The sequence below is a fragment of the Aequorivita sp. CRS11 genome, from assembly GCF_059693805.1.
On record NZ_JCATIG010000003.1, the window covers coordinates 76,904 to 93,047 of the forward strand.

Here is a 16,144-nt window from a genome sequence, read left to right on the forward strand (position 1 = left end):
GACTGCGCTCAGTGTGACACATTCAGCCTGACATCCAAAATTACTTCGTGCGGTGCTCTTGAATATAATCTGCCATTACCTGTACAGATTCAAAAATCTTTTTTCCTTCTTTTGGGTCGCTCAAGCGGATGCCGTAATCTTTGTCCAACATCACGATAAGTTCCAGCGCATCAATGGAATCCAATCCCAATCCGTCGCCAAAAAGGGCGTCATCATCTGCAATGTCAGCCACTGAAACGTCTTCAAGGTTCAGTTGTTCAATGATTTTTGCTTTCAATTCTTCTTTTAATTCGCTCATAATTTGTTGTATAATCTATTTATTTCTTCGGTGTTATGTTCTATTTCGCCTTCGCTTCCAACTAAATAGAGAAAAGCCTCGTAGTTGTTTTCATCAAAATCTACCCAACCACAAAGTACTTTTTCTGCTTTTTTGTTTCGCAATAAACTGTTGGCGTACAGTTGTAAATGTTCCGCATTAAAGCGGTCAAAGATAAAAAAACTATTTTCAGAATACAGCCTGTGTTTGATACTTATCTCGCCCAAACAAATATTTGGCAATGTGTAAACAAAAACCGCCGGACTGGGGAAATATTCAGCATCATTTTCAATTGCTGCTTGGTGTTTTCTATCAGTATCCAAACTGGAAGCATTATTTGAAAAAACTAGGGCGATATTGTTTTCTTTTTCATTTAAATATTCACTTTTCAACAAAACATCTGCCGCCAAAAAAGCAAGTTTGCTGAGATTATCCATTTTGAAAAACTTGGAATAATCGGTTTTCAAAAACTTGTATGCATTCTTAATAAATGTTGAAAAATCTTCTGTCCCGAGAGCTATCGGAACATCCTTAAAAATTGCCTTTCCATTTACCGAAACGGTCTGGTTTTTTATATGGCAATAATTTTTTATGAAGAACTTTTCAGACAAAACATTATTTCTTTTCGCAGACCAACATTGTGTGATATTCACCTAACTGTATGTCTTCCTTAAGTTTTAAACCTGCTTTATCAATCAATCTTAAAAAAACACTGGCCGGATACATTTTACTATTTCCGTTTGCAAGCACTGTAAAATATAGTGAAGTTGCTTCCAAAATGAATTGCGAAGCGCGAAAGGCCTGTCTATCGGTAAAGGTTTCAACAATTATCAATTCGGCATCGTCATCCATAGATTCTGCGCAGGTGCTTAAAATCTTTACTATTTCATCTTCGGAAAAACAATCCAAAAACTGGCACATCCAGATGAGATCAGCACCATTAGGAATTTGAGGATTTTCGGAAAGCCAATCGATAGCGTGTCCAGAAATTCTTTCCTTAAAACCATTTTGCTCAGCGTTTGCCATTGCCATATTCAACTGTCCAGGCAGATCAACAATTTTCACGTTAACATCTTCATTGTACTTACAACATTTAATGGAAAACTTGCCTGTATTTCCACCAACGTCAAATAGCGTTTTTGGTTTTCTTTCAAATATCTTTTCCAAAGCCTCCCCAAAAATATCATCGGAATAATGATGATCAAAATCAAACCATGATTGCTGTTCAACAGGGTTTAGTTGGGAAAGGCCCTCATAAATTGTCTTCCATTGACCAAGTTCTTTCAACCCTTCGGGTTTGCCATTCTTGATGGAATCGTTTAAATGGAACAGCCCTTTGTAGCAAACATCGTTTGCGAAATTGAGATTTACTCCCGCAGTTGTATTGTAGTTTAAAAAATAGCCCACTTTTGTAAGCTCGTATTGGTTTGTTTCAGTTTTGCTTACAATGTTTGAGGTTTCGGCAATTTCCAACAGTACCCCTACGCCATAGGGAGTGATGGAAAGGTCTTGGGAAATTTCTTCAACCGTGGGGCCGCCCTTTTCGCGCTGGTCAAAAATATAATCGAGTATTCCAAGTTTACGAAGTGACACCGAAGCCTGGAAAACAAAAGGTGCAAAGGCTATTCGGTGGGCTTCTTCCAAAGCTTCAACGGCATTCATTTTTTTAGTTGAATTTGACATTTTTGATTGGTTAATTGTTTACTTTTCTTAAAATCACCGCTGTGTTGCAACCTCCGAAACCAGAGGCGGTTTTCAAAAATACTTGCAATTTTTTCGATGTATTCTCTTTAATAATATTTATATTTTTTGAGACCCCAAGGTCGGAAAATCCTTTGGAAGAAAAAAGAATATTTTTCTCCATAAAATGCATTCCCACAATAGTTTCCAAAAGTCCCGAAGCACCTAGCGTATGGCCAAAATAGCCTTTCAAACTATTCAGTGGAACATTTTCCATTCCCAATCTGTTGAAGGCTATTGCTTCCATCTCGTCGTTAAAAGGCGTGGCGGTGCCGTGTGCGGAAATATAATCCACTTCATTAGCATTTATATTTGCTTCTTTCAATGCAGATTTTACACTTCTGAAAAGCCCTTCGCCCGTTCGCGACGGACCTGAAATATGGTTGGCGTCGTTGCAGGTTGCATCACCCAAAATTTCAACGGCTTCTTTTGAAAGATTTTTTTCTTCCGAAGTAACCAAAACGCTGGCCGAAACTTCACCGAGATTGATTCCCGTTCGGTTTTTATCATAAGGTTTGCAGGGCTCTGCCGATAAAGCTTGAAAAGAGTGAAAGCCCGAAAGGATAAATTTCGTAACCAAATCGCCACTGCTTATAAAGACATGGTCATATTTTTTTTCCGAAATGAAACGTTTTGCAACAGAAATAGCCAAAACGCCCGATACACAGGCATTTGAAAGTACAATCGTTTCATTTTTGAAACCGAAAAAGTTTTGGATTGTTTTTCCCAATTCGCTTAAATATGCGCGACTTTTCGGAAAACTGCTTTCTTTTTCAAGCACATCAATATTTCCTTTTGTGGTCGAAATGATAAGTCCAACTTTTTCATTTAAAGGAATATTAGCGGCATCAATGACCTTTTTCAATGAAAGAATCATCATCTGTTCCAGTTTCGTAAACTTTGAAATATCGCCAATTTCAGTGAATTTTTCTTTTACCTTTTCAGAAGAAGTCATTGAAGCGCAAAACGGTTCGGGCAAAAGGGAAGTATCATCAAATTTTTCAAGCCCGGAATTCCCTTTCGAAATATTTTCAACTACGGCTTCACTGTCAAAACCGAGATTGCTCAAAATATTGTTATGTGAAACGAAAGTTTTAGCCATTTTTTATAGTCCCATTTTCTTTTTCCAGTTAGCAAAAAACTCAGGTTTTGTAAGCGAAAGCTCGCCCTGCTCGTTCAAAAAAACCTGAATGGTTTCGCCCAAACAGACCAATCTTCCCTTTGGGTCGAAGATGCGATACTGAAAAATCATTTTGGCAGCTGGCGAATCTATAAACGTGGTTTTTATGGTTGCCACATCACCATAACGCAAAGGCAGCTTGTGTTCGCAAGATGATTTCACGATTGGGGAAGTATAGCCGTTCGCCTTTTGTTCCAAATACGAAATGCCGTGCTCACGCCCAAAAGCCTCGCGACCGTCTTCAAAATACTGGATATAATTGCCGTGCCATACAATTCCCAAGGGGTCTGTTTCGGTGAAACGCACCCGGATTTCTGATGTAAAACTTATTTCTTTTTTGTTGTCAGACGGCATTTTTTCTTCGGTTATAGATTATTGCTATTACTATTGTGGTGAGGAAGAACAACAATAATAACGAAATTTCGGGAAGGATTTTAACAAAACCCACATTTCTTAAAAATACGTCGTAAAACGCTTCCAAGCCCCAGTTCATCGGGGAAATTTTGGAAACAAACTGCATAAATTTCGGCATTACGAAAACGGGTACCCAAACGCCACCCAGCGCCGCCAAAATAACCACCGAAGTTGCGCCAAACGGCGCTGCCTGTTCCTGTGTTTTTGCTACGGTGCCAATCAGCAACCCCAATCCTATCGCGGCAAGCCCAGAAAAAAACGCAACTAAATATAGCATCGGCAACTTTCCGGAAACATCCACTCCCGGGAGGCCGATGGCGGGAAAAAGAAAAATACCCACGAGCAGCATAAGTGTAAATTGAACGAGACAGACCGCGAGATAAACGATTGTTTTTCCGCCCAGAACGGTAGCATAACTCACCGGAGTGGTGCGCAAACGGACAAAAGTGCCTTGGTTTTTTTCTTTTAAAAGGTTGATGGAAAGAGGAACAATAATGAAGAAAATAGCAAACAGCGTCCACGCCGGAACGTTGTGCTGTGCTGAGTTCGGAATAATTTCCTCATTGTTTTTTGTTGGAAGGATTTCCTTAAAGGCGATAAAGTTTTCGGTTTCGAAAATCGGTTCGGCATCGTCTTCGCCCAATTCCGTTTGAAACGCTTTGTAAATACTTTGCGTTTCAATTTTCGAAATCATTTTATCGATGCCGTTTTTCACGGAAGATTTAAAACTTACCTGCGTTGCGGGGTCAAAATACAAACGCACTTCCTTTTGCGGAATCGTTTCTTTTGCAACCGCCAAAGTATCTTCTTCCAACCCGAATTTGGACAGAATTCCTTCCACATTCTGATCCACTTTCTTTTGAAGCGATGCCGAAAGATTTTCGGGAATCACGATGGCGAGTTGATATTTTCCGGAGAATACGGCCTCCTTTGCTTCTTCTTCGGAAGATTTCTGAAGAATTTCAAACGAATTGGATTCGGAGAGATTTTCGATAATGTTTTTTGAAACTTCACCTTTGTCGTTGTCCACCAAAAGCACGGGAATTTTTATATCACTGATGGTTTTGAAGGTGCTGTCCTGCACTAAAGTAATCACAATTAAAAGCAATAAAGGCATTATAAAAAGAATCGCTATTCCACCCAAATCGCGAACTAGCAAAAGCATTTCCTTATATGTGGAAGCCCAAAGTTTATGCATGGTCACGAAGAGCTTTGCCGGTTTTTGCCAAAAATACTTCTTCAAGATTTTTGGCTTCGGGTTGGTTTTTTATCAATTCCGAGGGAACTCCTTTTACAATAATTTCACCGCGGTCAATAATGGCTACGTGGGTGCAGAAAAATTCGGCTTCGTTTAAATGGTGGGAGGTGTAAACAATGGTTGTTCCTTGTTTGTTCAGCAGTTTTAAATGGTCAATAATCACGTTTTTGGATTGCACGTCCACGCCTACGGTTGGTTCGTCAAGAAATAGAACTTTTGGTTGGTGAAGTATTCCAGCAATCAAATTTACGCGTCGCTTCATTCCACCGGAAAACGTATCGGTTTTTTTATTTGCGAATTTTGAAAGCCCCATTATTTCCAGATGTTCGTTAATGGAGTTTTTTAAAATTTCGCCTTTAATTCCGTACATACTTCCGAAGTATTCTAAATTCTCAAAAGCGGTAAGAGTCGGGTAAAGTGCGTATTCCTGCGGAACGATGCCAATCAACTGTTTCAATTGGTTTTTGTGTTCCTTAAAATTCAATCCATTTATTGTGAAAGTACCCGAAGTGGGTTTCAGCAAAGACGTGAGCATGGAAATAAGGGTGGTTTTTCCCGCGCCGTTTGGTCCGAGCAGGCCATAGATTTCGCCTTCTTCAACTTTCAAATCAAGGTTTTTTACCGAAAAATATTCGGCGCCTTTGTATTTTTTTGAAAGTTTGTTTATTTCAATCATTGTCCCCCTAAATCCCCCAAAGGGGGACTTTTATCTTTTTTTACTTTTACTATCTTTCTCCTATTAACAATTAACTCAATAATCATTAACTTCTTCACACCGCCTTTTTCAACTTCTTAAAAAACACCTTTTCCAAGTCGGCAAGATGGTCCAATTGATCTGCAACTTTATTATAACTGTCGGTTTGGGCGCTTCGGTTTTTGTAGATTCGAGATGCTTCCAAAGCAAAATCACGCCATAGATCGCCTATTTCGGTCATTTCTTTTGAAAGTTCGATTAACTTTTCATTGCCTAAAAGCTTACCGGCTTCCTGCAGAAATGCTGCGTAAATATAACGGAAGCCGCCCCCGCCAGTTCCTATTTCTTCCTGCATCCGCACTACTTGTCCTAAATAATGGTTTGCGGTTTTAACACCATTTTTCTTCGGCCATTTTCTAATTAAACCAGCAATTTTATGAATTCCTTTTACGCCAACGTACGAAACTGGCGCAAGCATTGCTTTGCAAGTATCTTTAATACCTTTTACGATTGCTTTTTCCAATTCCAGCTTTTCGGGAAAAGAAATCGGGTAATACATATGCCCCTTTGGCGCAAAAGCACCTTTGGCAAAACGCACTTTTTCAAGCTCCTTCTCTGAAAGGGAAGTAACATCTTCCATCACCGGATCACTGATTAAATACCTATCGTCTTGTTTTCCGTAAACCACCATATTGTGGGCATTGAAATGGAAGCGGTATTCATCTGGAAAATACAACAAATTGTAAACGCCAACTTGCAAACCAACGGGATTATTCTTTGCAAGATTTTCATCCAAACGCGCTTTTGCATCTTTTGGATTGCTGAATTTTTCGCGCTTCATTTTAACGCCCGTACGTTTTGCAAATTTTTTAAAAATATGTCCAGGCAGTGCGCGATAAGTGATTACTGGCGCGTGGTTCACTTTCAGCAGTGGAATATAGCAAAACAATAAACCGCTGCCAATACCAAAAACCATTGGTTCGCTAACACTGAAACCGTTGTGTTTCATCAAATTTGAAACAATGCCGTTTTCGCAGTGTGCAGATTGGTGGTGGGTGAAGTTAATGATGGTTTCAGGTTTCAAGTTTCTGGTTTTTCTATTGATACTGTGGATACTTTTGATTCTATGGATTCTATGGATTCTATGGAAATTTATAAACTTTTAAACTCATAAACTTATCGACCCATCGACTTCAATTCTTCAATTGAAATCTCGAAGACCTCAGCATATTTGTTCAAAGTTTTATCACTCAATTTTTTAAAAACCGAAGGTTTAAAATGTCTTTTCACTTTCCATTGCCAAAAACCAACGTAGCTCGCCAAAATGCCAACGTCCATTTTGTGGAGTTCCATATAATATTCTATTGGGCTGGTTTCGCCTTTTAATACACGGCTTTTTGCATCCTCAATACGTTCGTTAATTTCTTCGATAGCGTTTTTTAGCGCTACGGTTTTTGGTTCCCAGCCTGTGCTGTTTTCGGTGGTGTATTCGCCATTTTCATCAACGGCATAGCAGAGTTCGCGGAAATTTGCGGATTCCAGATTGCTTTTGTCTTGTGGCACTTCTTTTTTCTTCATAATCAGACTTCATGGATTAAAAAATTCATAGTAGAAGATACAATTAATTTTTCAGCGACGAATGTTTCAGCCTCAAGGCTGCACATGGTCATTTCGCCAGTGTCAAACCTTGAGATAAGTTTTGCTTTGGTGATAATTGTTTCTCCAACTTTCGGAAGTTCAAAAATCTCCACTTTTTTGATCGCACTTATATAACCAACTAACTTGTTTCCGGTTCCTTCCACATCGTCTTTTTCAAAAAAAGTTTGCCCAACAATACCTGAAGCAGCTTGAGCGGCATTTTCAATTAATCCAGTTTCAGAAAGTTTTGCATCTTTCAAAAAAACACAATCTTCTGAAATATGAAATTGTGTGGAAACTGAATTTTCGTCAATTTCCAATACTGAAGTAACCATCAGCATTGGATCGCGATGCGGCAGAAAGTTGGAAATATCGAGACTTGAAATATCCATTGCTTGCATAATTAATTGGCCAATACGGTTTTCATTTCGCTGGAAGCTATAACTTTTCCATCGCACTCGGTTTCAGCAGTCACCAAGGTAACACCCATAATATCGTGCAAAATAATTACTGTAGTTTTCAATTCTTTACCGAGGGAAGGAAGTTCAAAAATCTCTGCTTTTTTTATGGCGCCAATATAACCAGTTGGCGCATCTTCCTTTTTCAGAAAAAATTGATAACCTGTATAAAGCGCAACCGTTTGGGCCATATGCTCAATCAATCCAGGTGCAGTAAATTTATTGTTTTGAGTGAAAATATTTTCTTCGGAAATAGTTAATCCCGCAACCACTTTTTTTTCTTCGAAATGAAGCAATTTGTCCACCATAACGAAAGGAAATTTCTGTGGAATCAATTTTCCGATGAAATCTTTGTCCGTTATTTTTTCGGTGAATTGATTCATTTAAACAACCGTTAAATAAGCATAGGAATAAGCAAATCTCGCACTTTCCGGCACTTGAAGGAAGATTTTATCTCCTTTTTTAAGCTTTCCGGAATGTACCAATTCTTCCAGCATAAGATAAATAGAACCTGCGCCAACATTCCCAACCTTTTGAAGGTTCAAAAACCATTTGTCCCAAGGCAAATGCAGTCCTTGGCGTTCAATTTCGTTATAAAGGTTTTCCTTAAAATAATAGGAGGAAATATGAGGAAGGTAATAGTCTATATCGTCTTCGGTTATATTGTGTTTTGCCATGGCATCTTTCATGCTTTCTACCCCTTTTTGAAGAATATTTTCACCAAGCAATTTTACGTCCTGTTTCATTGCAAATAGCGACATTTTTCCCCAAACATCTGCGGGATATTCACTCCAAGGTTTTAAGCTGCCGTCTTCCAGTTTGTCTCCCCCAGCATACATACAAGTATCAAGTTCAAAAGCGTAACTGTAGCCTTCCATCCATTCAATTTTCAATGGCGTTTCCCCATTTGGCTCGCTTTCTAAAAGAAATGCGCCCGCACCATCAGAAAGCATCCATCGTAAAAATTCTTTGTTGAAAGCAAGAATTGGGTGTTCTTCAATTTCCTGTAAATGTGCAACTTCATCCTCAAAAATATCAGCTTTCATCCACGAAGAAGTACGTTCAGAACCCGTACAAACAGCATTTTTTACTTGTTCGGATTTTATGGCCATATAACCATACTTCAAAGCATTCATTCCACTGCAGCATGCGCCGGAAGGGGAATTAATTTCAAGGTTTCCGTTCTTTAAAAAACCGTGCACCATGGCGGCGTGGCTCGGCAAAATCTGGTCTGGGCTGGAGGTGCCGCAGGACAGCAATTCAATATCGTTTTTGTTGAAAGTTTCATCACACAAAGCCTCAACCGCTTCCGCAGCAAGCTGTGCGTTGTTATGGGTTACGTTTCCATCTTTGTCGATGGCGTAATAACGTGTTTTTATTTGGTTGTTCCGAAGGATGATGCGGCGCGCTTTTGAGGTCTTTCCATTGATAACCCCAAGCTTTTCCTCCATGGTCTCGTTGTCCACGGGCTCGTTAGGCAAAAACTTCGCAATCCTTGTAATGTAAACGTTCTTCATTAATCTTGCTTTAATGCAACTGATGAATAATAGGCTTTATCCCGCTGTATTTTATGGTACATTGGGATATAAGTGAGCAAAAATACAACAAATACTATTGGTGCTATGAGCCATATTGCAAATAACAAATAATATTTAAAATAAACGAGCCATTTCTTTCTTTCTTCGCCTTCTTTTTTGATTAAATGATTAGCCCATTTTGTAAAAACAACATTTCCGCGAATATCCGTAGCGATGAGAGAAGGATCTACTTTTACGGCACCAATATCCAAAAGATTTTGTTGCAATTTTGAATATTCGTTTTGCAATAGTGCATTTTTTATGGGAAGACCAAAACGCGAAGCCGCTTCAATATCATTATCAGAAACACCTGGTTTTGGGAAAATGCCCAACATTTTCGTTTTCTTTCCACCCATCAACCAATGAACGATTGTGATTACGCTTATATGATTCATGTTTCTATCCACCAAAGCGATATTCCCAACCAATTTCGAATTGTTCGCAACTAATAATTTCTTCACTTTTTCCTGCGCCATTATCCACATATTTCGGCTTGCGGAAACCGTGACAACAGGTGTATTTGCCAACAAAGTTTTTGCCTCTTCGGATTTTAAAAATGAATTGATGGGGATGGAAGGTGTTAAATACCAAGTTGTATATCCTAAAATCACCAAGTCGTATTTTTTCTGAAGAATTTCAGCCGGAATCGCTTCCAGCGGCGTGGGAATTTGAAGAAAAGTTTCCGGAAAAGCTCCGTAAAATTCCTCCTGTTTCCATGGAAAAGGGAATTTTTTCTTCGGAAGTATTTCGCAATAGGATATGTTTACTTTTTCATCTGAAATTGTTGAAGCAACATTTTTCAGAATATCGAAAAGCTGTCCGGTTTGGGAATAATAAATTATTAATACTTCTTTCATTTCTTAATCATCCGTTTCCCAAAAATCAAAATAATTGAACCATTGCAACGGATATTTTTTCAGCATCCACTCGACGCTTTCTGTGTATTTTTTTAATAAACCTTCGGCATCGCGATTTTTCACTTCCGCTTGACGGGCATATAAATGATAATGTTTGTTGGTTTCCTTCATTACATAAACGAACAAAACTGGAACGTTTAGTCTACTTGCCAATAAAAATGGACCGGCGGGAAAGTTTGCCTCTTTTCCCATCAATGATTCGGTCAATAATTTTTGGCCTTTCATATATCTATCGCCTGTAAAACAAACCAATTCGCCATTGCTTAGCGCATTGTTTATTTCAAAAATATGCGACATATCGTCCTTTACCAAAATAAACTTTACATTGGAACGCATGGTTACTTTTTCCATATATTCCTTGATGTTTTTATGTTCGGCATCGGTAGTAACAAGGCTTATTTGTGAACGGGTGTCGATTTCTTCAAAAAAGAATTCAGCTATTTCAAAATTGCCAACGTGGGCACTGATCATAATGCCGCCTTGTTTTTTGTCGAGCAGATCGATTATATTCTCGACGCCATCACATTCATGGGTGAATCTATTTTTTAGGCCTGAGGAGATTGCGGCCTTGTCTATAATGGTCTTGCCGAATACATAATAACTTTTGTAAATGCTGAAAAAACTCTTAATTCGCGCGTATTTAAGCCTTTTACGAAAATAGTAATATATGGATCGTGTACTTTTTCCGGCGAAGAATACGTAATAAAGAGCAACAAAGTAAAGCAGGCCGTATGCAGCGCGAACACCTAATTTTCTGATAAAAAATATAAAGATTTTATACCCTAAAACGGTTCCTTTGCTTTTGCCTTCCCACTCGCCCGCCATAAATAATTATTGCAAATTTCAGCTGATTTTTGTTTCAATCAGATCGTAAAAATCTTGTAGTGTAATAACGTTAAGGAAATCCTCACCTGTCAATTTTACGCCAAAGTTGGCTTCAATGGCAACTACCAAATCTACAAAATCCAAGCTGTCCAATTCCAAAGTTTCCTTTAGGTTGGCCCTTGGTTCAATGTCTTCGGTTTCTACCTCAAACTCATCTACCAAAAAGTAGTTTATCTTCTCAACTATAACTTCTTTATTCATTTTTAATGTTTGCATTTTTTAATTATCAATGCGGAATTGGTTCCCCCAAACCCGAAAGAATTGGACAAAAACACATCAATTTTTCTATTTAACGTTTTGTTAACAAGGTTTAATTTTGAAGCAGCTTCGTCTGGTGTTTCAAGATTTATATTTGGCGCTATGAAAGAATGTTCCATCATTAACATGGAATAAATTACCTCGCTTGCTCCAGCCATCCAACATTCGTGGCCTGTCATGGATTTTGTGGAACTCACACAGGGTCCATTTTCCCCAAAAACATCCGTAATTGCAAGTGCTTCATTTGCATCACCAACGGGTGTTGAAGTTGCATGGGCATTTACATAATCAATTTCTGAAGCTTTAATATTTGCTTGCTCCAAAGCCATTTTCATAGCTCGTGCGGGACCGTCAACATTTGGGGTTGAAATATGATCGCCATTTGAGGAAAATCCATAGCCAATAATTTCACCTAAAATTGGCGCTCCGCGTTTTACGGCACTCTCATAGCTTTCAATAATTAAAGTAGCCGCACCACCACTGGGCACTAATCCGTCTCTATCCTTATCAAAAGGACGACAGGCCTTCGTTGGGTCCAATTGCGTTGAAAAAACCCCAAGACCATCAAAACTGCCCATTGCGAGTTCATTTATTTCTTGCGCTCCTCCAGAAATAATACAATCCTGCAAACCATTTTTTATAAGAAAATAGGCCATTCCAATGGAATGTGAGCCACTGGCACAGGCGGCGCTTATTGTGAAATTAATTCCTCGCAACTTAAAAATTGTTGAAAGATTCATTGTCACCGAAGAGTTCATCGCTTTAAAAATAGCGCCCGAACCCACTAGGGTTGTATCCTTCTTTTCACGGATTTTATCTACAGATTCAATGACCGATTTTGCGGTGCTATCATTTCCGTAGAGTATTCCCACTTCATTTTCGTCGAGAAATTGTTGGTCTATTTTAGCGTTTTTCAAAGCTTCCATAGTTGCGGCATAGGCGTAAGCGCCTTCTTCGCCTAGACTGACACGCTCCCTTCTGGAAAGTTGTTCTTTCAAATTGGGTTCTTCCACCCAGCCGGTTAAACAGGAACGATATCCAAAATCCTTTCGTTTTCCGTCACAAATAATTCCAGATTTTCCTTCATAAAGCGACTGCTTTACTTCCTGCAGGTTTTTGCCGATGCAGGAATAAATGCCCATTCCGGTTATAACTACTCTTCTCACTTCTCCTTCGTTTTATGAATAAATTCCGCCATTAATGTTAATCACTTCCCCCGTAATATAGGAAGATTTAGAAGAAGCCAAAAAGCTAACTACATGCGCTACTTCCTCAGCTTCGCCAAAGCGATTGGCGGGAATCATTTTTTTCAGTTCCTTTTCGTCAAGTTCGGCAGTCATATCGCTTTTTATAAATCCCGGAGCCACTGCGTTTACTGTAATGTTTCGTTTTGCAACTTCCTGTGCCAAAGCTTTTGTGGCTCCAATAACAGCTCCTTTTGCAGCGGAATAATTTACTTGTCCCGGCGTTCCCTTTAACCCGGAGACTGAAACCATATTGATAATGCGCCCATATTTATTGACCAATAATTTTTGGATCAAAGCATTGGTTACATTATAAAAACCGTTCAAACTGGTATTGATTACGCTGTGCCAATCGTCAGGTTTCATCCACATAAACATACCGTCTTTGGTAATTCCGGCATTGTTAATTATGATTTCAATGATAGCATCTTTATTGGCTTCGTGCCATACGTCAAATGCCTTATTAACGGATTCGGGATTGGTAACATCGAACTGGATTATTTCACCCTTGCCACCGAGTGCCTCAACCTCTTTCAAGGTTTGTTGGGCGGCTTCTTTGTTGCCGTTATAATTTATAAGAAGGTTATACTCCAAATCTTTCGCCAATTGAATACATACTGCACGGCCGATACCTCGGGAACCTCCTGTTACTAATGCGTATTTCTGTTTCGTTTTTTTCTCTTCCATAAAAATTTTCTCGCAAAGTCGAAAAGATGCGAAGTTTTCTTTTCTCTTTATTCTTTATTCTATTTTGAAGTATCCACAAAAGCTTCGGCATTCTGGTGCCATTTTCCTACAACTTGGCCTTTTTCATTTATAAAGCCCCATTGTTTATCTTTCTTTACACGAGCCATACCGTCAATAAACCCTTTATCAGAACCGCTTTGCAGGAATCCAAACATTCCTATTGAAATATCGTATTCCATTGGGATTACTAATTTTCCGGTTTTATCAACAAAACCCCATAGTTTTTTTTCTTTTACAGGAGCTAGGCCATTATCAGAAAATATTTCGGCATCTCTGAATTTTATATCGATAACTTTTTCACCTTTTTCATTAATAAAGCCCCATTCCTTCCCTAGATTTACAGGAGCAAGACCAGCATTAAATGCACGTACTTTATCATAAGCAGGCTGTATTACCCATTCGCCCTTTCCATTTATGAACCCCATTTTTTTGTTACTTCGGGCATAGGTTAATGGAGAATCATTTGTGAAATCCCAGATTTTATCCACTCCGCTGATTGGCGTAAATGTTCCATTAATCAAAACACCGAAACTTTCACCTTTTCTTGCCCAAATTCCGTTTTTACTGAAATCACCAATCTCGTTATAATCTGCGGGAACAAACTCTTCTCCCTTTTTGCTGAGCAAGCCCCAAGTTTCACCATTTTTAAATTTTGCGTAGCCATTGTTGAAACCTTTTATTTCATCATATTTTGGTTCTAAAATGGTTTTTCCATTAGTGTCCATCAAACCTATTTTTTCGCCGCTGCGGATAACTGCTACCCCACCGTCAAAATCATAAATCTTGTCAGTGGCAGGGGTATTTAAGGTTTCATTTTTAGCGTTAATGTATTTCCATTGATCGTTCTCCAATACCACCGCATACCCAGAATTGAAAGCCTTTACGCGATCATATTGTGGTTGGATAACCCATTCGCCAGAAGTATTGATAAAGCCCCATTTTTTATCTTTCATAGCGGCCGCGAGCTTTCCGGAAAAACTATCTGCTTTTTCAAATTGCGGCTGGATAACATATTCACCACTTTTGTTTATGTAGCCAAAAAGATCATTGTCGCGAACTAAAGCTAGTTCCTGAGCAGAAACTGCGGTTGTCCCCAAAATTAGAATAAGTGCAAAGGAAAAAATTGTTTTCATAATTATCTTGGTTTTAAGTTAGTGAGGAGAGACGAACAATTTACAAAATTATTCTGTTCTTATTTTACAGAATCCATCAAAAATTCTTTTACGCTGTTCACATATGGATACATTGCTACGTCTTCCTTAAAAACAGGGACAATTCCCCGGATTTCATTATACATTTTTTTGGTTTCGGAAGAAACGCTATCCTGAACTTTTAGATATTCAATAGCTTGAACAATGGTTATGAGTTCAATTGCTACTACTTCAAAGGCATTCTCAATCACTTTTTTGGTGATAAGTGCAGCATTTGTACCCATACTCACTATATCCTGATTGTCGTTATTGTTCGGGATACTGTGCACATACATTGGGTTGCTTAGCATTTGGCTTTCGGCTGTTGTGGATGTAGCAGTAAACTGTACGCCCTGCATTCCGAAATTCAATCCAAGTTTGCCCAAATTTACAAATGGAGGCAGTATGTCGTTCAATTTTGAATTCAATAAATAGTTCAATTGACGTTCAGCAAGCATTGTCATTTTTGCAACCACTATTTTCAACTTGTCCATTTCCAAGGAAACATAATCGCCATGAAAATTTCCACCGTGATACACGTGCCGTTTTTCAACATCCACGATTGGGTTGTCGTTTGCTGAATTTACTTCTTCAATCAATATTTTTTCAACGGAATTGAGCGTGTCCAACACAGGGCCCAAAATTTGGGGCACACAACGCAGAGAGTAATACTCCTGCACTTTTTCAACAAACACCTCTTCGTTTTTTGAACCGTTGTACAAATGGTGCTCGCGCTTTCGGGTGAGATTGCTGTCTTTTAAATGGGTGCGCATCATTTCTGCAATTTCACGTTGACCCACATGCATCTTGGTTTCATTCAGTTCTAAGGAAAGGTGGTCATCATATGCTTTTACAATTTCATTAATAGCGGAAGATGCTTTAATCATCCACTGCATAATTTGTTTTGTGTAAAGCACGTTTACCACACCTATCCCTGTCATTACTGACGTTCCATTCATCAGAGCCAATCCTTCACGGAGTTCTACTTTTATGGGTTCAAGATTTTCGATTTTGAAAATTTCTTCAGTCTTTCTGCGTTCGCCTTTGTAGAAAACTTCGCCTTCCCCAATCAATACCAAAGCCAAATGTGCAAGCTGCACCAAATCGCCGCTGGCGCCAACACCGCCGTGTTCATATATAAGTGGAATAATGTCCTTGTTTAATAGTTCGCCCATCAACTTAATAACTGAAGGGTGAACACCACTGTTCCCTAAGCTGAGAGTATTCAATCGGGCAAGCATTGCAGCGCGAACGTATTCTGCTGGAATAGCATTCCCGGTACCCGAGGCATGGCTACGAATAAGATTGTACTGTAACTGGATGCGCTCATCGTCCTTTATTTTATATTGAGCCATCGGGCCGAAACCTGTGTTGACACCGTAAATAATTTTATTTTCAGAAAATTCTTTTAGAAAGTCAAAACTATTTTGAACTCTTTCTATTATATCTTTGTGAAGTTGGACACGCTCGTTTTTAAAAATGGTTTTATCAAAATCGGCTATTTCCAGTTTTCCTTGTAATGTTGGCATTTATAGTTGAATCAATTGATTTATTAACGTTTTGGTCTAAAATAATTTGGTAACTTTAGAATGCAAATTTAGAATTTTTTAACAATCTATATCTTAATA

At 38.8% G+C, this 16,144-nt stretch carries 19 protein-coding genes; all 19 read right to left on the reverse strand.

From position 1 onward, the window contains the following. Positions 1 to 40 precede the first annotated feature (40 nt). The 19 genes from AC58DT_RS06335 to flxA all read right to left on the reverse strand — a co-directional run bounded on the left by AC58DT_RS06335 (position 41) and on the right by flxA (position 16,045). Positions 41 to 298: a phosphopantetheine-binding protein gene (locus AC58DT_RS06335; RefSeq protein WP_497216023.1), complete on the reverse strand. Its 258-nt coding sequence runs from the start codon at positions 296 to 298 to the stop codon at positions 41 to 43. Continuing rightward, the gene (locus tag AC58DT_RS06340) at positions 295 to 927 is read right to left on the reverse strand and encodes a 3-oxoacyl-ACP synthase (protein ID WP_497216024.1); all 633 of its coding nucleotides are present in this window, start codon (positions 925 to 927) and stop codon (positions 295 to 297) included. The genes AC58DT_RS06335 and AC58DT_RS06340 overlap by 4 nt, the downstream gene beginning before the upstream one ends. A 4-nt stretch (positions 928 to 931) precedes the next feature. Beyond that, positions 932 to 1,999 (reverse strand): methyltransferase, encoded by a 1,068-nt coding sequence (locus AC58DT_RS06345; RefSeq protein WP_497216025.1) that lies wholly within the window; start codon positions 1,997 to 1,999, stop codon positions 932 to 934. A 10-nt stretch (positions 2,000 to 2,009) separates the two neighbouring features. Continuing rightward, positions 2,010 to 3,158, reverse strand: a complete 1,149-nt coding sequence (locus AC58DT_RS06350; protein ID WP_497216026.1) for a beta-ketoacyl-[acyl-carrier-protein] synthase family protein — start codon at positions 3,156 to 3,158, stop codon at positions 2,010 to 2,012. A 3-nt stretch (positions 3,159 to 3,161) separates the two neighbouring features. Further along, entirely contained in the window at positions 3,162 to 3,590 is a 429-nt protein-coding gene (locus AC58DT_RS06355; protein WP_045078960.1) for an acyl-CoA thioesterase, read from the reverse strand. Continuing rightward, positions 3,580 to 4,848 (reverse strand): ABC transporter permease, encoded by a 1,269-nt coding sequence (locus AC58DT_RS06360; RefSeq protein ID WP_497216453.1) that lies wholly within the window; start codon positions 4,846 to 4,848, stop codon positions 3,580 to 3,582. The genes AC58DT_RS06355 and AC58DT_RS06360 overlap by 11 nt, the downstream gene beginning before the upstream one ends. Further along, on the reverse strand, positions 4,841 to 5,584 hold the full coding sequence (locus AC58DT_RS06365; protein ID WP_497216027.1) for an ABC transporter ATP-binding protein: 744 nt from the start codon (positions 5,582 to 5,584) through the stop codon (positions 4,841 to 4,843). Before AC58DT_RS06365 ends, AC58DT_RS06360 begins: the two co-directional genes overlap by 8 nt. Before the next feature lie 94 nt (positions 5,585 to 5,678). Beyond that, positions 5,679 to 6,686, reverse strand: a complete 1,008-nt coding sequence (gene darH, locus AC58DT_RS06370) for a BtrH-related acyltransferase DarH (RefSeq protein ID WP_497216029.1) — start codon at positions 6,684 to 6,686, stop codon at positions 5,679 to 5,681. 92 nt (positions 6,687 to 6,778) lie between these two features. Beyond that, entirely contained in the window at positions 6,779 to 7,180 is a 402-nt protein-coding gene (DarG, locus tag AC58DT_RS06375) for a flexirubin biosynthesis protein DarG (RefSeq protein ID WP_497216030.1), read from the reverse strand. A gap of 2 nt (positions 7,181 to 7,182) precedes the next feature. Continuing rightward, entirely contained in the window at positions 7,183 to 7,632 is a 450-nt protein-coding gene (locus AC58DT_RS06380) for a hotdog family protein (RefSeq protein ID WP_497216032.1), read from the reverse strand. An 11-nt stretch (positions 7,633 to 7,643) separates the two neighbouring features. Next, positions 7,644 to 8,081 carry a hotdog family protein gene (locus AC58DT_RS06385; protein ID WP_497216033.1) on the reverse strand — a complete coding sequence of 146 codons (438 nt, stop codon included), beginning with the start codon at positions 8,079 to 8,081 and terminating at the stop codon, positions 7,644 to 7,646. After that, positions 8,082 to 9,215, reverse strand: coding sequence for a dialkylresorcinol biosynthesis protein DarB (gene darB, locus AC58DT_RS06390; protein ID WP_497216034.1), 1,134 nt, complete (start codon positions 9,213 to 9,215; stop codon positions 8,082 to 8,084). It lies immediately after the preceding gene. Beyond that, positions 9,215 to 10,132 (reverse strand): dialkylresorcinol condensing enzyme DarA, encoded by a 918-nt coding sequence (locus tag AC58DT_RS06395; protein ID WP_497216035.1) that lies wholly within the window; start codon positions 10,130 to 10,132, stop codon positions 9,215 to 9,217. The genes darB and AC58DT_RS06395 overlap by 1 nt, the downstream gene beginning before the upstream one ends. 3 nt (positions 10,133 to 10,135) lie before the next feature. Beyond that, on the reverse strand, positions 10,136 to 11,017 hold the full coding sequence (locus AC58DT_RS06400; protein WP_497216036.1) for a lysophospholipid acyltransferase family protein: 882 nt from the start codon (positions 11,015 to 11,017) through the stop codon (positions 10,136 to 10,138). Positions 11,018 to 11,035: 18 nt separating this feature from the next. Then, complete coding sequence (locus AC58DT_RS06405; RefSeq protein WP_045079317.1) at positions 11,036 to 11,278, reverse strand: acyl carrier protein; 243 nt, start codon at positions 11,276 to 11,278, stop codon at positions 11,036 to 11,038. Between the two features lie 2 nt (positions 11,279 to 11,280). Next, positions 11,281 to 12,501, reverse strand: coding sequence for a beta-ketoacyl-[acyl-carrier-protein] synthase family protein (locus AC58DT_RS06410; protein WP_497216037.1), 1,221 nt, complete (start codon positions 12,499 to 12,501; stop codon positions 11,281 to 11,283). Positions 12,502 to 12,513: 12 nt separating this feature from the next. Then, on the reverse strand, positions 12,514 to 13,266 hold the full coding sequence (flxB, locus tag AC58DT_RS06415; RefSeq protein ID WP_497216038.1) for a flexirubin biosynthesis SDR family reductase FlxB: 753 nt from the start codon (positions 13,264 to 13,266) through the stop codon (positions 12,514 to 12,516). Positions 13,267 to 13,325: 59 nt separating this feature from the next. Then, entirely contained in the window at positions 13,326 to 14,459 is a 1,134-nt protein-coding gene (locus AC58DT_RS06420; protein ID WP_497216039.1) for a WG repeat-containing protein, read from the reverse strand. 59 nt (positions 14,460 to 14,518) lie between these two features. Next, complete coding sequence (flxA, locus tag AC58DT_RS06425; RefSeq protein WP_497216041.1) at positions 14,519 to 16,045, reverse strand: flexirubin biosynthesis tyrosine ammonia-lyase FlxA; 1,527 nt, start codon at positions 16,043 to 16,045, stop codon at positions 14,519 to 14,521. Positions 16,046 to 16,144 lie beyond the last annotated feature (99 nt).